Source organism: Actinoplanes italicus, assembly GCF_003001815.1.
GTDB classification, from domain to species: domain Bacteria; phylum Actinomycetota; class Actinomycetes; order Mycobacteriales; family Micromonosporaceae; genus Actinoplanes; species Actinoplanes italicus.
In genome coordinates this window covers 419,345-435,694 of record NZ_PVMZ01000001.1, presented here as the reverse complement: position 1 = coordinate 435,694, position 16,350 = coordinate 419,345, and the positions used below count along the sequence as shown (strand labels likewise).

Here is a 16,350-nt window from a genome sequence, read left to right as displayed (position 1 = left end):
ATCAGTCGTGAAAGGGTGAGGTAATGGCCAACCGTCTCGAGGGCTCGACCTCCCCGTACCTGCTCCAGCACAAGGACAACCCGGTCGACTGGTGGCCGTGGTCGCCGGAGGCGTTCGCTGAGGCCCGGCGGCGGGATGTGCCGGTGCTGATCTCCGTCGGGTATGCGGCCTGCCACTGGTGTCACGTCATGGCGCACGAGTCCTTCGAGGACGACGCGATCGCGGCGCGGCTCAACGACGGGTTCGTGGCGGTCAAGGTGGACCGGGAGGAACGGCCCGACGTCGACGCCGTCTACATGACCGCCACTCAGGCCATGACCGGGCAGGGCGGCTGGCCGATGACCGTCTTCGCGACCCCGGACGGTGAGCCGTTCTTCTGCGGCACCTACTTTCCGAAACAGCACTTCGGCCAGCTGCTCGACTCGGTGACGACGGCCTGGCGGGACCAGCGGGACGACGTGATCAAGCAGGGCGCCGCCGTGGTCCAGGCGGTCGGCGGGGCACAGCTGGCAGGCGGGCCGACCGCACCGATCTCCGCGACACTTCTGGCGGCCTCGGCCTCCGGTCTCGCTCGGGAGCAGGACGCTCTCCACGGTGGGTTCGGTGGCGCCCCCAAGTTCCCGCCGCACATGAACCTGCTGTTCCTGCTGCGGCACCATGAGCGGACCGGTTCGGCGGAGGCGCTGGAGATCGTCCGGCACACCTGTGAGCAGATGGCCCGTGGCGGCATCTACGACCAGCTGGCCGGCGGATTCGCGCGGTACTCGGTGGACGCCACCTGGACCGTGCCGCACTTCGAGAAGATGCTCTACGACAACGCGTTGCTGCTCCGGGTGTACACCCAGCTGGCACGTGTGACCGGGGACGCGCTCGCCCGCCGGATCGCCGACGAGACGGCCGCGTTCCTGCTCCGCGACCTCGGCACCCCGCGGGGTGGTCTGGCATCGGCGCTGGACGCCGATACGGAAGGCGTCGAGGGCCTGACGTACGCGTGGACGCCCGCCGAGCTGGTCGGTGTCCTCGGTCAGGACGACGGAGTCTGGGCCGCCGACCTGTTCCGGGTCACCACCGCCGGCACGTTCGAGCACGGCAGGAGCGTCCTGGTGCTGGCCCGCGACATCGACGAGGCCGACCCGTCGCTGGTGGAGCGCTGGCACGACGTGCGGCAGCGGCTGCTCGCCGCCCGTGACGAGCGCCCGCAGCCGGCCCGTGATGACAAGGTGGTCGCCTCCTGGAACGGCCTGGCGATCACCGCGCTGGCCGAGCACGGTTCAGCGGGCTCCCGGACGGCCGCGATCCGGCTCGCCGAAGTGCTGGCCGACCGGCACCTGGTCGACGGCCGTCTGCGCCGGGTCTCCCGCGACGGCGTGGCAGGGGAGCCGGCCGGTGTGCTCGAGGACTACGGCTGTGTCGCCGAGGCGTTCCTGGCCGTGTACCAGCTGACCGCCGATCCGCGCTGGCTCGACCACGCCCGGCAGTTGCTCGACGTGGCGCTGGCCCGGTTCGGCAACGGTGCGGGCGGCTTCCACGACACCGCTGACGACGCGGAGAAGCTGGTCGCGCGGCCCGCCGACCCGACCGACAACGCCACACCCTCGGGGGCGTCGGCGATCTGTGCGGCGCTGGTCACGTTCGCGGCGCTGACCGGGGAGACGTCCTATCGGGAGGCGGCCGACGCGGCGCTGGCCACGCTCGGGCCGCTGATCGAGGGGCATCCGCGGTTCGCCGGCTATGCGGCTGCCGTCGGGGAGGCGGCGCTGACCGGGCCTTACGAGATCGCGGTTGCCACCTCGGACCCGGCGGATCTACTGGTGGAGGCTGCTTTCCGGCACGCGCCGGGCGGTTCGGTGATCGTCGTCGGCACCCCGGATCAGCCCGGTGTGCCGCTGCTGGCCGACCGTCCGCTGACCGATGGGGCGGCTACCGCCTACGTCTGTCGCGGGTTCGTCTGCGAGCGCCCGGTCACCACCCCGGACGACCTGCTCGCCCGCCTCCGTTCCTGAAAGCCCGGCTGCGTCATACCGCTGTTCCAGCCGCGTTTGGGACAGCGGTACGACACAGCCGCGAAGATCCGGCTGTGGCTTACCGCTGTCTCGGAGGCGTCGGGACAGCGGTGTGACACAGCCGGGGTTGGGCTGCAGGACGGGACGGCCGGACGGGCCGTCGTAGTGCCGGGAGACGGAGCCGTACCCGCGGAATGGGGTTGATTTGGGGGTTGATCTGCGGCGTCGCTAGGCTGGCGTCGCGATGGATACCCGAACCGGTCTGCCTGTAGTCGGCATGGTGGGAGGCGGGCAGCTGGCCCGTATGACCCATCAGGCCGCCATTTCCCTCGGCCAGTCACTGCGCGTGCTCAGTGAGAAGCCTGATGACAGCGCCGCGCTGGTCGCGGCTGACGTTCCGATCGGTACGCACACCGATCTCGCTGCTCTGCGTGAGTTCGCGAAGGGGTGCGACGCCGTCACCTTCGACCACGAGCATGTGCCGACCGGGCACATCGAGGTGCTCGAGGCCGAGGGGGTGAAGATCTTCCCGGGGTCGAAAGCGCTGGTCTTCGCCCAGGACAAGGGCATGATGCGGGAGCGTCTGGCTTCGTTGGGAGCCCCGGTGCCGCGTTGGGCGCGGGTCACCACGGCCGAGGAGATCGAGGCCTTCGCGGACGGGTCCTGGCCCGTCGTGGCCAAGGCGACCCGCGGGGGGTACGACGGACGCGGCGTCTGGATGGTCGGCTCCCGCGAGGCCGCCGACGACCTGGTGTCGACCGGCGTCCCGCTGATCGTCGAGGAGAAGGTGGCGCTGCGGCGCGAGCTGGCCGCCCTGGTGGCGCGCTCGCCGTTCGGGCAGGTCGCGGCCTATCCGGTGGTGGAGACCGTGCAGCAGGACGGCATCTGCGTCGAGGTGATCGCCCCCGCGCCTGGCCTGTCCGAGGAACGCGCGCTGGAGGCGCAGCAGCTGGCCATCGACCTGGCGACGTCGCTCGGCGTGGTCGGCCTGCTCGCTGTCGAGCTGTTCGAGACCGACGCCGGCATCGTGGTGAACGAGCTGGCCATGCGTCCGCACAACTCCGGCCACTGGACGATCGAGGGCGCCCGGACGTCGCAGTTCGAGCAGCACCTGCGGGCCGTCTTGGACTATCCGATGGGTTCGACCGCGCTGACCGCCCCGTTCGTCGTGATGGCGAACGTGCTCGGCGGCGAGCCGGGCGGCATCTCCATCGACGAGCGACTGCACCACCTGTTCGCCGCCGACCCGGGTGCCCGGGTGCACCTCTACGGCAAGCAGGTCCGTCCGGGCCGCAAGATCGGTCATGTCACGGTGCTCGGCGACGATCTGTCCGAGGTGCGGGCGCGGGCGGTTCGCGCCGCCAAGTGGCTTCAGGAAGGCGTGTAGATGAACCCGGTCGTCGGCATCATCATGGGCAGTGACTCGGACTGGCCCACCATGGAGGCGGCCGCGGTCGCGCTCGCCGAGTTCGACATCCCGTTCGAGGTCGGTGTGGTCTCCGCGCACCGGACCGTGAAGAAGATGGTCGACTACGCCGAGTCGGCGGCCGACCGCGGCATCCGGGCGATCATCGCGGGCGCGGGCGGTGCCGCGCACCTGCCGGGCATGGTGGCCGCGCTGACCCCGCTGCCGGTGATCGGCGTCCCGGTGCCGCTCAAGCACCTCGACGGCATGGACTCGCTGCTGTCGATCGTGCAGATGCCGGCCGGTGTACCGGTGGCGACCGTGTCGATCGGCGGGGCGCGCAACGCCGGCCTGCTCGCCGTCCGGATCCTCGGGGCGTCACACCCGGAGATAAGGCAGCGGATGGTCGAGTTCCAGGCCGGGCTGGAGAAACTGGTCGCCGAGAAGGACGCGGCGCTGCGTGACCGCCTGATGGGTTAGGTCGTCCGGGCACCGCGGAGGATGTAGACGCCGGTGCCGGCCGTGAACGCGGCCAGCACCGGCCACCAGGAGAGATGCGCGGTGGACGGCTGGACCGGCCACGCCCAGATCTGCGCCCAGCGGTCGTCGAGGGCCGGTGCCGAGGCGTAGACGGCACAGACGTAGGCGAACACCGGCAACCAGGCGAGGCGGACGCCGATCAGAGCGGCCGCACCGGCGACCAGGCCGACACAGCCGAGCGTGTTGCGGGCCAGCGCGTCGGATCGGCCGGCCAGGGCCAACAGGGTGCCGATGCCGATCACCGCGGCGGCCAGGTGACCGGTTCGGATCAGTTGCCAGGGTGTCGGCGTGCCACGTTCCAGCAGTTCGTCGGCGCCCGCCAGGGTCGGGCCGAGCAGGAGCGCCGCCAGCAGCGGAGCGACCGCGATCACCGGGGTGCGCGCCTGGACCGGGTCGAAGTACGGCCGGGTGGTCAGCCATTGGGTGGCCGCGGCGGCGAGGACCGTGACGACCAGCAGCCCGAGCGCGAAGAGTGGGACACCGCGCGCCCGCAGGTGCAGCCGGATCACGACAGCGCCAGTTTCCGCAGTTCGTCCCGGTCGCAGGCTCGAGCGGCGGCGAGGACCCGGCCGATCCACTCCTTCTGCCGGTCGCCGGGGAGGGCCGCGAGACCGTCAGCCGGCAGTTCCTGCAACCAGTTCCAGGCCTGGCCCAGAGTCTGGTCGGCCGGGTCGGCTGAGGCGGCGGGGCCGGCCGAGGTGGCGGGGTCGACGCCGCCGGCTGCGTCTGCGTCGTCGGCCTTGTCCGGCACTGGTGGGCAGTCGTTGTCGTACAGCATCGAGGTGATCTCCGCTCGCAGCCAGTCGGGGTTGGCGGGCTTCCCGAAGAGGCCGGCCTGTTGCGTCAGCGACACCCGCAGCGTGTCGGCGCGTTCATCACCGGCGAGCGCGTCCACCGCCCGGACCGGAGCGCCGGGCACCCCGTCCAGCCGGCGCAGCTGTGGTTCGAGGACGGCCGCCACGTCGTCCAGCAGGAACCCGTGCACCCGGGTCACACAGACCTGAGGCACCCGGTCGGTGCAGACCAGCGCCACCGCCCCGGCGTCGGTACCGGCTTCGCCGAAGTCCGCCCCGGCCCGCGCCGGCACGACCAGGAGTCCGACAGCGATCAGGGCCGGGACCGTGGTGGCCACCCAGCGCCGGGACGCCAGCGCGAGCAGGACGGCGCCGAGCGCCAGCAGCCAGGCAGCCTGCCAGGCGTGATACCCGACCGGCCAGACGTCCGCCGGACCGGCGTGGCCGATCACCGGCGAGAGTCGCGTCCACGGCGACTCGTGCAGATAGATCGGCACAGCGAGCCCCAGGTAGACGGTTATCCCGGCGACCGGGGCCACCAGCCGCAGCGGCACGAACCGCCCGAGCAGGACACCGAGCGCGGCCGCGGTGGCGAGAGCGAGCAGCCCGACGAGGCCGGTCCACCACCAGCCCGCGCCGACATGGGTGGCCTGCGGACCGATAAGGATCATCGCCACAGCGAGTGGCAGCGCGGCACCGGCCAGACCGCCCAGTGTCACCGCCGCCCACGCGGCCAGCATGGGTTGCCAATCCGGGCGCGGTGTGGTGGCGAGCAGCTCGTCGAGCTGTGCGCGGCGTTCCCGCCCGATCCGCCAGGCGCCGCCCGCGACCAGAAGGGGAACCAAGATCAAGAGCGAGACGCGGAGGTACGTGGAAAGCCCCGTCCACTGCCCGGCCCAGGCATCCGGATGCACCGCCAGCATCCACGTCATCGCGATCGCGGTGAGCAGCGCGACCAGCGGCGGGGTGCCGTGCCGCAGGTCGGAGCGGAGAACCCGGCCGATCATGCGCGGACCGCCCTCAGCACGGCGGTGTACCCGCGTTCGATCGCCGAGTCACCGGCATCACCGTCACCACCGGCCGCGGCCAGCTGCTCCGGCGTGCCGCTGAAGATCAGCCTGCCCCCGTCGACCAGGCTGACCCGCTCGCACGCCACCGCGACGTCCTCCACCAGATGTGTGCTGACCAGCACGCACGCGTCCACGCCGAGCTCGCGCAGCAGGGCCCGGAACTCGACCCGCTGCTCCGGGTCGAGCCCCGCGGTCGGCTCGTCGAGCAGCAGCAGCCGCGGGTCGTTGACGATCGCCTGCGCGATGCCGGCCCGGCGCTGCATGCCACCGGAGAGGGTGCGCATCCGGTCGTCGGCACGGTCGAGCAGACCGACCCGCTCCAGGGCTCGGTCGACGGCCACCGGGATCCGCTCGGCGGGCATCTCCTTGAGCCAGGCGAAATACTCCACGAACTCGCGGACCGTGAACCGGGGATAGAACCCGAAACTCTGCGGCAGATAGCCGAGCTGGCGACGCACGCGGCGCAGGGCCTTCGCATCACCGATCGGGGTGCCCAGCAGGCGTACCGCACCGGCGTCCGGGCGGGCCACCGTGGCCAGCACCCGCATCAGGGTCGTCTTGCCCGCACCGTTCGGCCCGAGCAGTCCGTGCACGCCGGTGTCCAGGGCCAGGTCCAGATCGTCGAGTACGACGCGGCGGCCGTACCGGATGCGAATCTTCTCGATGTCGACCGTCATCGCGGTGCCTCCTGGAATCGTCGGGTGAGCGTGACGACGGCCGCGGCCGCGAGAACCGCGAGCCAGGCCGGGGCCGACGGGGCGTCGACCAGCTGGGCGCCGTTCGCCGGGCTCCACAGCGTGCCGAGCACCAGCACCGCCCAGACGGCGGCAACGATCGAGGCGGCGACCGCCGGACCCGTCCGGGCGGCCAGGGCCAGAGTGAGTGCGGTCAGGGCCAGCGAGGGCAGCAGCCAGACGGCCGGAGCACCGAGGCCCGAGGCGGACCCGGCAGCGGCCGACACCGGCAGCGAGACGGCCAGCACGGACAGGGTCCGCCACAGAACGATCCGGAGACCGCCGTACGCGCTGGACGCGACCATCTCGTACAGCGGATCGGTGTGCCGTCCGTAGGACGCGGCCGTACCCAGCACCGGTAGCGCCGGGGCGGCCAGCAGCAGCACCCACTGCGGCACCACGGTGCCCGGCTGAATCGCCACCACGAGGGTCAGCACGACCGTCACCGCCACCGCCGAGAACCAGGCGACCCGCGCCTGCGGGCCGGCCCCGATCAGCATCCGGATCCGGCGGGCCCGGCTGGGTGGTCGGACCCGGCCCTGTGGTGGCAGATCGACCGGCGGCGGTGGCAGATCGGCCGGGACCCGGCCCCGGCACGCCCGGCACTGGTCCAGATGCGCCTCGAGCGACCAGGCCGCCGGCTCCGCGAGCCGATCCTCCGACCAGGCCCGCAGGTCCGCGTCGGACACGTGGGAACTCATGAGAGGGCCTCCCTCAGCAGACGCCTGGCCCGCATCGCGCGGGTCTTGACCGTGCCCTCGGGCACACCGAGCAGCACCGCGGTCTCCCGGACGCTCAACCCGTCCAGCACCGTGGCCTGCAGCACCGCGCGCAACTCGGGGGAGAGGCTGCGCAGCGCGTCGATCACCGCGGTGTCCCAGACCCGGGTGAGCGCCTCGTCCTCGGCCGACGGATGCCGGCCGTGCACCACGTCGCCGACCGCCTCGACGGTGCGTGGCCGGACCGCGGCCCGCCGCTGGGAGTCGATCAGCCGGCTGATCGCGATCGACCAGAGCCAGCCGGCCGCGTCCGCGCCACCCCGGTAGCCGGCCGCCACCCGCCACACCGCCAGGAACGTCTCCTGCAGCAGCTCAGCGGCCAGATCCGCGTCGTGGCAGCGCCGGCGCAGCCGCGCCGACAGCCACGGCGCGTGCACGCGGTAGAACGACTGGAACGCGGCACGATCACCGGCCGCTATCCGGCGCAGTGCCGCGTCGTCCCCGTTCGTCTCCACTTCCACGAAGGGTATGGACGCAGCGCCGCCGGATCCGGTTCACGATCAAGAGGCGGCCCGGCCGGAGCTCAGCGCATCTTGGAGAGGACCTCGCGGAACTCCTGGGTGCGCCGACGGTTCTCGCTCGACGCGCCCAGGAACAGCAGGACCACCCCGACCGGGATCAGCATCAGCCACGGGCCGCCCAGAGTGAACGCGAACGCCAGCGCCGCGACCACGGTGGCGACCGTGCCGACCACGACCGGCGCCTGCTGCCGGCTGCGCGAGCCGATGAGCAGCGTGGCCACCGCCCCGAGCAGGAGCAGCACCGCCCGCAGGTCGCCGCCGTTGCCGGCGAGCACGATGCCGATCGTCGGGACGAACGCGGCCAGCAGCGCCGGACCGTACGCCGCCCAGCTGCTCAGATCGGGCCGGTGATGCGCCTCGACCACGCCGACGGCCAGGGCCAGGGCCGCGAACGGCAGCGTGTACGCCTCCGGCAGCCCCACCTCGGCCAGCGAGATGAACAGCCACCAGCCGGCGATCTCGAAACCGACGGCGACCCAGAACATCGTGCGCCGCTGACTCGGGGTGCGGTCCGGCCGCGACGCCGTCAGGCCCAGCACCGCGCCCCACGCGGCGAGCAACGCGGCCAGGTGGGCGGGGGAGTGGATGGCCAGCACACCGGCGACGGCCGCCGACGCGTACCCGCTCCATTCGACGGTGATCGCCTCGGCGCGGTACTGCGGCAGGCCCAGCCGTGGCAGCGCCGCCTCCAGCGACAGCAGGATCGCGCCCACCGCCAGCACTCCGAACGACGCCCAGTGCCGTTCCAGGCCCGCCGAGATGGCCACCGCCATCACGAACATCTGGCCCATCACCGCCGCGAAGAGCCAGCCCAACAACCGAGCCGATTGGGTACGCCCGGCAAGCGCCGCCACGAGGCCGACTCCCACCGCGCTGCCCAGGGTGAACAGCGTCAGCGACTCCAGTGCCAGGCTGCCGGCGAGCCCCGCGCCACCGGCCAGCAGACCGATCGCGAAGACGATCCCGCGGGTGCCGCGCAGCAGCGGCGCCCGATGCGCGACCGGGGGAGGGGTCAGCGCCAGCCCGAGCATCGAGATGGTGAACACCACGAGCGCCGCCCCGGTGGCCGCCGGGAACCCGGCGTGCAGGGCGATCGGTGTGATCAGCAGGGTCAGCGCGAGCCCCGGCAGGATGACCGGGACCGCCTCGGAGGTCTTGCCGCCGAACCCGACGGCGGCGAGCGCGGCCGCCCCGGTGAGCAGGATCGCGGCCAGCGCGCTGGTGCCGTCCACGTTGCCGGTGGCCGGGTCGACCAGGGCCGGGATCGGTCCCTCCCAGATGGCCCGCAACTGCCCGAGCGGGTCCACCAGAGCCGCACGCAGGGCGGGTGCCAGCGAGAACAGTGCGAGCACGGTGGGCAGCAGGGCCAGCATGGCGGCACCGGCGGCCGGGTCGGCGAGCCAGCGTTCACCCCAGCCGGAGCGGCGGATGCGCATGTACCGGCTCGCGGCGGGGCTGTCGTCGAACGGCGCGACCCTCGGAACCGGCGACGGTGGTGGCGGAACCGCGCCGCGCAGCATCTCGGCGAGTACCCCGACCAGGGCGGCGGCGGCCGCGTACAGTGCCGTCGGGTAGTGGGTCGGGATGCAGGCCACCGCGGTGATCGAGGCGCCCAGGACCACACCGATGGTCGCCCAGGGAAGGTACTGCGGCAGGAAGCGGCCGACCGCGGCGAGAACGGCGAGACCCAGCGTGGAACCGGCCAGCGCGGCGGTCAGGATCACCTCGAGACCGTGACCCTGATTCGCGGCGAGCGCGGCCAGGAAGCCGGGCAGAGCCAGCAGCACCGACGCGGCGGCGGCTCCTCCGATCTGGGCGCGGTGCGCCGGCAGCAGGCCGTCCGGAGCCTGGTCCGGGGTCTCCTCCAGTTCGGCGGTGTCCTCGAACGTGGTGGGCGGCGCCTTCACCGGGATCCGGGCGGCGGCCGCCACCAGCAGCCCGAGCAGGACGATCGTCAGCAGCGCGAGCGCGGTCGACCACGGTCGGGCCGTGCCTGCCGAGGTGGCGTGCAGCATCACCACCGCGGCGACACCGGCCCGGGCCCGCGCGGCGTGCGGATCGGCCGCGGCGACGGCACCCAGCGCGTAGGCGACCGCGACCGCGGCGCCGACCACCAGCGGGGACCACCAGGGCATGCCGAGCGCGTACGGCGTACCGATCGTGGCGAGTGCCGCGGCCAGCCCGGAAGCGTACGGCGACCAGGGCCGGGGCATCGCGATGCCGGCCGTGATCGCCACCATGACCAGCGCGAACGGGGCCTGCCAGGCACCGGCCTCCGGAGCGGCCGGGTAGGCGGTCAGGTCCGCCTCCCACAACCGGCCGGGCAGCGAGAGCACCTTGAGCCCACCGACCAGCGCCATCCAGCCGGCGATCACGCCCACCACGAGCGCGGCGATCCCGAGACCGCGGGCCGGTCCGGGGCGCCAGTCGTCCGGCAGGAGGGTGACGCCCATGCCGACGAGCAGCACCATCACACCGGCGACGGCGAGCGGTGCGTCCGGGAAGGCGAGCGCGGCGACACGTGCCAGGGCGCCGCAGATCGCCACGGTGGCGGCCGCTGCGGCGATGTCCGGACCGTCCAGCACGCGGTCCGTACGCCCCCGGTTGTCGATGGATTTGGCGAAGAAGAGCAGTGCCGCCGCACCGAGCAGGAGCGCGCCGACCCAGACGTCCGGGGCGGTCGCGCCCGGTGCGAAGAGCGCGGCCAGCGCCATCGCGACCGCGCCGAGCCCGGTGCCGACGGTCATCGGCAGGCTGATCTCGCGGCGGGCCACCTGGAAGACGGCCGCGTAGCTGAGCGTGCCGGCGACCGCGAGGAACCCGGCGGCCAGCGCCGGAACGGTGGAACCGGCGTTCGGCGGCGGGCCGCCACCCGGGTCGGAGACGGCCAGCGCCGCGGTCACGGCGGCACCCGGGATGGCCAGCGCCGCGGCGCCCGAGGCCCAGTCGCCGATCACCCATGCGAACAGCCGGACCGGGATCTGCCGGGCCGCGATCGCGACCATCACCCCGGCTCCGGCCAGCGCCGTCAGCACGGCCGCGGTCAGCCAGGAGGCACTGAGCGCGGCACCGGCGCCGAACAGGCCGACCACTCCGGCCGCGGCCACGTGCGCCGCCGCGGTCCGCCGCGTGTTCGCCCACAGGCCGGCGGCGCCGAGCCCGATGGCCGCCAGCACCAGCGGCCACGGTGCCTCGGACCAGGGCAGACCCAGGGAGGCCGGCACGGCGAGGGCGGTCAGGGCGATGCCGGCCACCGCGCCCTCGTGCCGGATCGACGTGGGCAGCGCCAGCGCTGCGGCGATCGTCATGAGCAGCGCGCTGAACGCCAGCAGCCAGCCGGACGGGCCGACCGCCTCGGCGAGCTTCTGGGCGTACGCCGCGGTGTCCGCGTCCCAGATCGGCCGGGCCGCGGCGACCGGGGCGATCGCCGCGCGGAGCGCGTCGACGCCGACGACCAGGCCGAGCAGCACCAGCGCGGCGGTCGAGGCGTACTGCGGGCCGCGCCGCACGTTCTCCGCCAGCATGCCGATCACCGCGCCCGCCACCGCCACGGTCGCGGCGGCGGCCACCACGCTCCAGTTCGGCGACACGACACCGGCGATCCGCGCCATCGCGCCGATCACCGCGAGGGTGAGCACGGCCCCGGCCACGTTCATCGCGGTCGGCTGCTTGAGCAGGCGGGCGGCGGCCACACCGGTGAGTGCCGCGGCGATCAGGACCAGGCCGGACCGCAGCGCGTCGCCCAGAACCTGCGCCTGCAGCAGGGCCACCGACGAGTAGAGCAGCGCGCCCGCGCACGCGAGGCAGAGCAGGGCGAAGGTGAGCTCGCGCAGCCAGTCGGCGGACGGCGGGGTGGCCGGGGGCGCCAGCGGCATCGAACCGGCGGGCGGGGCGCCGGCCGGTCGGGGACCGGGGAAGATCCGGGTCGGCAGCCAGCGGCGGCGTGGCCGGTTCAGTCCGGGAATGATCAGGTCGGGCTCTTCCGGATGGGACTCCGGGCGGGGCGGTGCGTCGGCCGCGTACGCCGCCGGATCCGCCGGGTCGGGCGCGCCCTCGCGCCGGGCGAAGCGCTCGGCGTCGGCGTCCGCCTCGGCGAGCGACGTCCGGTCGGCACCGACCGGGCGTCCCAGCGGCCACTTCGGCACGAGCCGTCCGGCCCGGATGACCCGGGTGAGGAGCAGGAGGTCGAGCACGGCCACGACGGTCAGGGCGAGGCCCCAGCCGGCCGGGCTCTGGATCATCGGGTACGCCAGGAGCGGCGCGACCGGCTGTGTGGCGATGACCGTCGCGTACCGCGGTGCGGTGAGGCGTGTCACTCCGGCGTAGACGAAGGCGGCCACCGCGGTCAGCGCGAAGGTGATGCCGAGATACAGCGAGGTGGGCACGTCCCCGCCGGTCAGAGGGCTGCCCTCGAGCGCGTACAGCGTGATCGGCAGCATGATCAGCCCGATCGCGGCGATCGCCTCACCGGTCGAGCTCAGTCCGCGTTTGGCCACCCCGGGGGCCGCCGACAGGGCGATCCCGGTGCACAGTGCCAGGATCAGTGCCCGTCCGAACGGGTTGGTGACGGCCACCGTGGCGAAGACGACGGCGGCCACCCCGAGCAGCAGCGCGCCCAGGACGAGCAGGATGTTCTGCACCGACTGGGTGGAGGCTTCCGGCGGGTGCTCCATGGTGGCCAGCGGCGGGCGGCGCGGCGGTGGAGTGGGTCGCTCGACCCGCTCCGTCGGGGGTGGATCGTCGACCAGCACGGCCACGCCGTCGGTCGCGACGCCGGGCGGCCCGGTGTGTGCGGTGCCGGGTTCGGCCCAGTCGGGCGGAGGCGCCTGCCGCCTCGGTGGCCGCCGTTCCTCCGGCTGGTCGGCCTGTGACGCACCGGCCCGTGGTGGCGGCGGGAAGTCCTCCGGGGGCCGGCGGCGGGTGGTGGTGCGGCGGGTCTTGGCGCCCTTCTGGCGCTGCTGTTTCTGAGCGTGCGCGAGGATGTCGCGTTGGAACAGCGCGGCCTGCAGTTTGCTCGCGATCTTGGTCCGCTCGCCGGCGGCCTGCATGTCACGAATCTTCAGTTCCGCTATGGAGGCGTCGATGCGAGCCAACTGTTCGTCAACGTAGTCGTCGGGCTCGTCAGCCTGCGCCACAGGACCTCCTCGACCACCGGCCGCTCTCTGTAGTTAGAGCATGCCGTTCAGACACCTCATTAGAACAGTCTCAAGCGGGTGGAGATCTGTGGAAACGACCCCGAACCCGGCGGTTTCCCAGCATGCCCTCGATAGGGCCGCGATATTCGGCACAGGCGGGAGTGTTGCCCGCGGAACGCTACGCACCGGTAACATTGCCCCGGGACGACCTTAGGGAAGGTTAAGGGCATGGCTGACTTCGACGTCTACCGTCTTCCGGAGGACCACGACACGATCCGCGCCGCCGTGCGCGAGATCTGCGACGCGCGGGTCGCCCCGCACGCCGCCGAGGCCGACGAGACGGGAGAGTTCCCCAAGGCGTCGTACGACGCCCTACGCTCCGCGGACTTCCACGCCCCGCACATCCCGGTGGAGTACGGGGGCGCAGGTGCCGACGCCCTCGCCACCGCGATCGTGATCGAGGAGGTGGCCCGGGCTTGCGCGTCCTCGTCGCTGATCCCCGCGGTCAACAAGCTCGGCACGATGCCGCTCATCATCGCGGCCTCCGAGGACCTCAAGCAGCGCTATCTGACCAAGGTCGCCGCGGGTGAGGGCATGTTCTCCTACTGCCTCTCCGAGCCCGAGGCCGGTTCCGACGCCGCCTCGATGACCACCCGCGCGGTCCGCGACGGCGACCACTGGGTGCTCAACGGCGTGAAGCGCTGGATCACCAACGCCGGCGTCTCGGAGTACTACACCGTCTTCGCCGTCACCGACCCGTCGGCCCGCTCACGCGGCATCTCCGCCTTCGTGGTGGAGAAGTCCGACGAGGGCGTCAGCTTCGGCGCGCCGGAGAAGAAGCTCGGCATCAAGGGCTCGCCGACGCGCGAGGTGTACTTCGACAACGTACGCATCCCCGCCGACCGCATCATCGGCGAGGAGGGCACCGGCTTCGCCACCGCCATGAAGACCCTCGACCACACCCGGGTCACCATCGCCGCCCAGGCCATCGGCATCGCGCAGGGCGCGCTCGACTTCGCCCTGGGGTACGCCAAGGAGCGCAAGCAGTTCGGCAAGGCGATCGCCGACTTCCAGGGCCTGCAGTTCATGCTCGCCGACATGGGCATGAAGCTGGAGGCGGCCCGCCAGCTCACCTACGCGGCGGCCGGCAAGAGCGAACGCGGCGACGCCGACCTGACCTACTTCGGCGCGGCCGCGAAGTGCTTCGCCTCCGACGTCGCCATGGAGATCACCACCGACGCGGTCCAGATCCTCGGCGGGTACGGCTACACCCGCGACTACCCGGTCGAGCGCATGATGCGGGACGCCAAGATCACCCAGATCTACGAGGGTACGAACCAGGTGCAGCGCATCGTGATGGCGCGCCAGCTCCTGAAGGGCTGACGGCGCACACTTGAGCAGCTCACGGCGGGGTTGACCATCAATGGTCAGCCCCGCTGCCGTTCCTGCCAGGCCTGCAGGAGTTCGGCGGGGCCGTAGGTGGCGCTCAGGCCGGACGCCGACACGCCACTGCGGCTCACGGCGACCAGCGGGATCGGGTCGTCGGTGATGGCCGTGCGGTGCCTCTGCAGGGCCACCAGATCGTGATCGTCGAAAGCCGAGTTCTCCAGCCATTTGATCGAGCCGAGGAAGAGCAGGCGCTTTGCCACGGGTTCGCGGTCGGCGCCGACGATGTCGATCTCTACGCTGTTGGATCGCGTCCAGTAGGAGCCGATCGCCGGTGCTGCGGGCAGGGCGGTGTCCGGTAGCAGGCGGGCCAGAGACTCCCTGATCAGTGGCTCCACCGCCCGCCCGCGCCATGTGGTCCATCCGGCCTTGACGCGGTTCAGGGTGAGATCGCCCCGCAGGCGTTCGATCTCGGCCAGGTGGGGTGCCACGAAGGTCAGCCAGAAACGTAGGTACGGGTCGGTGACCCGATAGCGTCGTTCCTTCGAGGCCGTGGTGGAGATCGGCAGCTCTGCGGCGACGATGCGCTTGTCCACGAGCACCTGGGCGGCTCGCGTCAACGTCGAATGGGAAATGCCTCCGGCGGCCCGGGCGATGTTCGTGAACGTCCGCTCGCCGCTTCCGATCGCGGACAGGACCGTTCGGCCCATCGCGGAGTCGGGGAATTCCGCGGCCAGAGACCGCTCGGCCGACACCAGAAGTGGCGAGACCGGATTGGCCAGTTCGGCGGCGAGGAACTGCCAGAGATCGGCGCCCGGTCGCCAGCCGGCACAGATCAGCGGGAGGCCGCCGGTGACCAGCGCCGCGTCGAAAGCCTCGGCCGGCTCCAACCGGAGCATCTCGCCGACCTCCGCCGGGTTCAGCGGGCCGAGGATCATCTCTTTGCCACGCTGGTGGAACGGTCTGCCGTAGGAGCCGAGGGCCTCCATCATCGACAGGTCGGATCCGATCAGCACGAGCAGGACCGGTTTGCGGCTCAGCTCACGGTCCCAGGAGCGCTGGAGGATGCCCTCGAAGGCGTCCACCCGATCGATCAGATAAGGCACCTCGTCGATCACCACGACACTCGGCTGATCGTCGGGCAGAATACCGGCGAGCTGACGTAGTGCGGCGCTCCAGTTGCCGGGGGTCGCGTCGTCGAACACCGCTCGTTCCGGCAGTCCGGATGAGCGGACCGCCTCGGTGAACGCCTCCAGCTCGATGTCGGCGGACGCCCCGGACGCGGTGAAGAAGACCGCGGGCACGCCGGCGCGGTCGACGAACGCCTCCACCAGACTGGATTTGCCGATCCGGCGCCGTCCTCGGACGAGAAGGCACTGACCGGGAGAGGGATCATGATCACGGGGCTCGACATCCGCCAACAGGGTGTTGAGCATGGCGAGCTGTTGCTCTCTGCCAACGAACGCGACCAAGGTCTCTCTCCGTTATAGCGTGTGATGGTATCGCCAAAGATACTACCTCCGAGAGAAGTATTGTCAGCGATACGATCTCAGGCCGCGCTTCGATCGGAGCCGCCCTGGCTTCGAACTGGGCAGCCAATCGTCAGAGCCGGTGCTGGGCCCATTTCGGGTGAGACTTTGGCCGGCCGCGAGGACCTCGCCGACGCCGGTATCGGTGCAACCGGTCGTCATCCGGCCGGCCGTCACGGCGACGATCGCCACAACGCGCGCGTACGCCGGCATCGATGTTCTGGTTCGCCGTGCCGGTCCGCATTCACCGGTCTGCTACCCGACGCGGGCGCCGGCCGGGTCGGGCGAGGGGCGCCGCTAGCTGCCCTGCATGTTCTGGACGCACAACGTTGACGAACCAATGACATATCTGAAACATTGAATGCCTTGGCTCGCAAAAACTTGGCAGCGTTACGAAATTTTGCATGAGCGAGCCGGAATTAGTCACCTTCCCCCCTCCCGCTCCCCCTCGGCG

Annotated in this window: 11 protein-coding genes; 4 read left to right on the top strand and 7 right to left on the bottom strand. The window is 72.0% G+C overall.

Going from position 1 to position 16,350, the window contains the following annotated elements; all coding sequences use genetic code 11:
- Positions 1-23 precede the first annotated feature (23 nt).
- The 3 genes from CLV67_RS02125 to purE all read left to right on the top strand — a co-directional run bounded on the left by CLV67_RS02125 (position 24) and on the right by purE (position 3,888).
- Positions 24-2,003 carry a thioredoxin domain-containing protein gene (locus tag CLV67_RS02125; RefSeq protein ID WP_106315408.1) on the top strand — a complete coding sequence of 660 codons (1,980 nt, stop codon included), beginning with the start codon at positions 24-26 and terminating at the stop codon, positions 2,001-2,003.
- 244 nt (positions 2,004-2,247) lie between these two features.
- On the top strand, positions 2,248-3,390 hold the full coding sequence (locus CLV67_RS02120; RefSeq protein ID WP_106315407.1) for a 5-(carboxyamino)imidazole ribonucleotide synthase: 1,143 nt from the start codon (positions 2,248-2,250) through the stop codon (positions 3,388-3,390).
- A complete protein-coding gene (gene purE, locus CLV67_RS02115; protein ID WP_106315406.1) occupies positions 3,391-3,888 on the top strand; it encodes a 5-(carboxyamino)imidazole ribonucleotide mutase in 498 nt (165 codons plus the stop codon).
- Here purE and CLV67_RS02110 read toward each other — a convergent pair.
- From CLV67_RS02110 to CLV67_RS02085, 6 genes are all read right to left on the bottom strand, one after another.
- Positions 3,885-4,457: a hypothetical protein gene (locus tag CLV67_RS02110; protein ID WP_106315405.1), complete on the bottom strand. Its 573-nt coding sequence runs from the start codon at positions 4,455-4,457 to the stop codon at positions 3,885-3,887. The genes purE and CLV67_RS02110 overlap by 4 nt on opposite strands.
- Positions 4,454-5,749: a hypothetical protein gene (locus CLV67_RS02105; protein ID WP_106315404.1), complete on the bottom strand. Its 1,296-nt coding sequence runs from the start codon at positions 5,747-5,749 to the stop codon at positions 4,454-4,456. The genes CLV67_RS02110 and CLV67_RS02105 overlap by 4 nt, the downstream gene beginning before the upstream one ends.
- Positions 5,746-6,489, bottom strand: coding sequence for an ATP-binding cassette domain-containing protein (locus tag CLV67_RS02100; RefSeq protein ID WP_106315403.1), 744 nt, complete (start codon positions 6,487-6,489; stop codon positions 5,746-5,748). The genes CLV67_RS02105 and CLV67_RS02100 overlap by 4 nt, the downstream gene beginning before the upstream one ends.
- Positions 6,486-7,247: an anti-sigma factor gene (locus tag CLV67_RS02095; RefSeq protein ID WP_146168968.1), complete on the bottom strand. Its 762-nt coding sequence runs from the start codon at positions 7,245-7,247 to the stop codon at positions 6,486-6,488. The genes CLV67_RS02100 and CLV67_RS02095 overlap by 4 nt, the downstream gene beginning before the upstream one ends.
- Entirely contained in the window at positions 7,244-7,780 is a 537-nt protein-coding gene (locus CLV67_RS02090; protein WP_106315401.1) for an RNA polymerase sigma factor, read from the bottom strand. Before CLV67_RS02090 ends, CLV67_RS02095 begins: the two co-directional genes overlap by 4 nt.
- 68 nt (positions 7,781-7,848) lie before the next feature.
- Positions 7,849-12,981, bottom strand: coding sequence for an SCO7613 C-terminal domain-containing membrane protein (locus tag CLV67_RS02085; RefSeq protein WP_106315400.1), 5,133 nt, complete (start codon positions 12,979-12,981; stop codon positions 7,849-7,851).
- A 228-nt stretch (positions 12,982-13,209) separates the two neighbouring features.
- Here CLV67_RS02085 and CLV67_RS02080 point away from each other — a divergent pair, with 228 nt between their 5' ends.
- Entirely contained in the window at positions 13,210-14,364 is a 1,155-nt protein-coding gene (locus CLV67_RS02080) for an acyl-CoA dehydrogenase family protein (RefSeq protein WP_106315399.1), read from the top strand.
- Positions 14,365-14,408: 44 nt separating this feature from the next.
- Here CLV67_RS02080 and CLV67_RS02075 read toward each other — a convergent pair whose 3' ends face one another.
- Entirely contained in the window at positions 14,409-15,839 is a 1,431-nt protein-coding gene (locus CLV67_RS02075; RefSeq protein WP_106315398.1) for an ATP-binding protein, read from the bottom strand.
- Between the last annotated feature and the right edge of the window lie 511 nt (positions 15,840-16,350).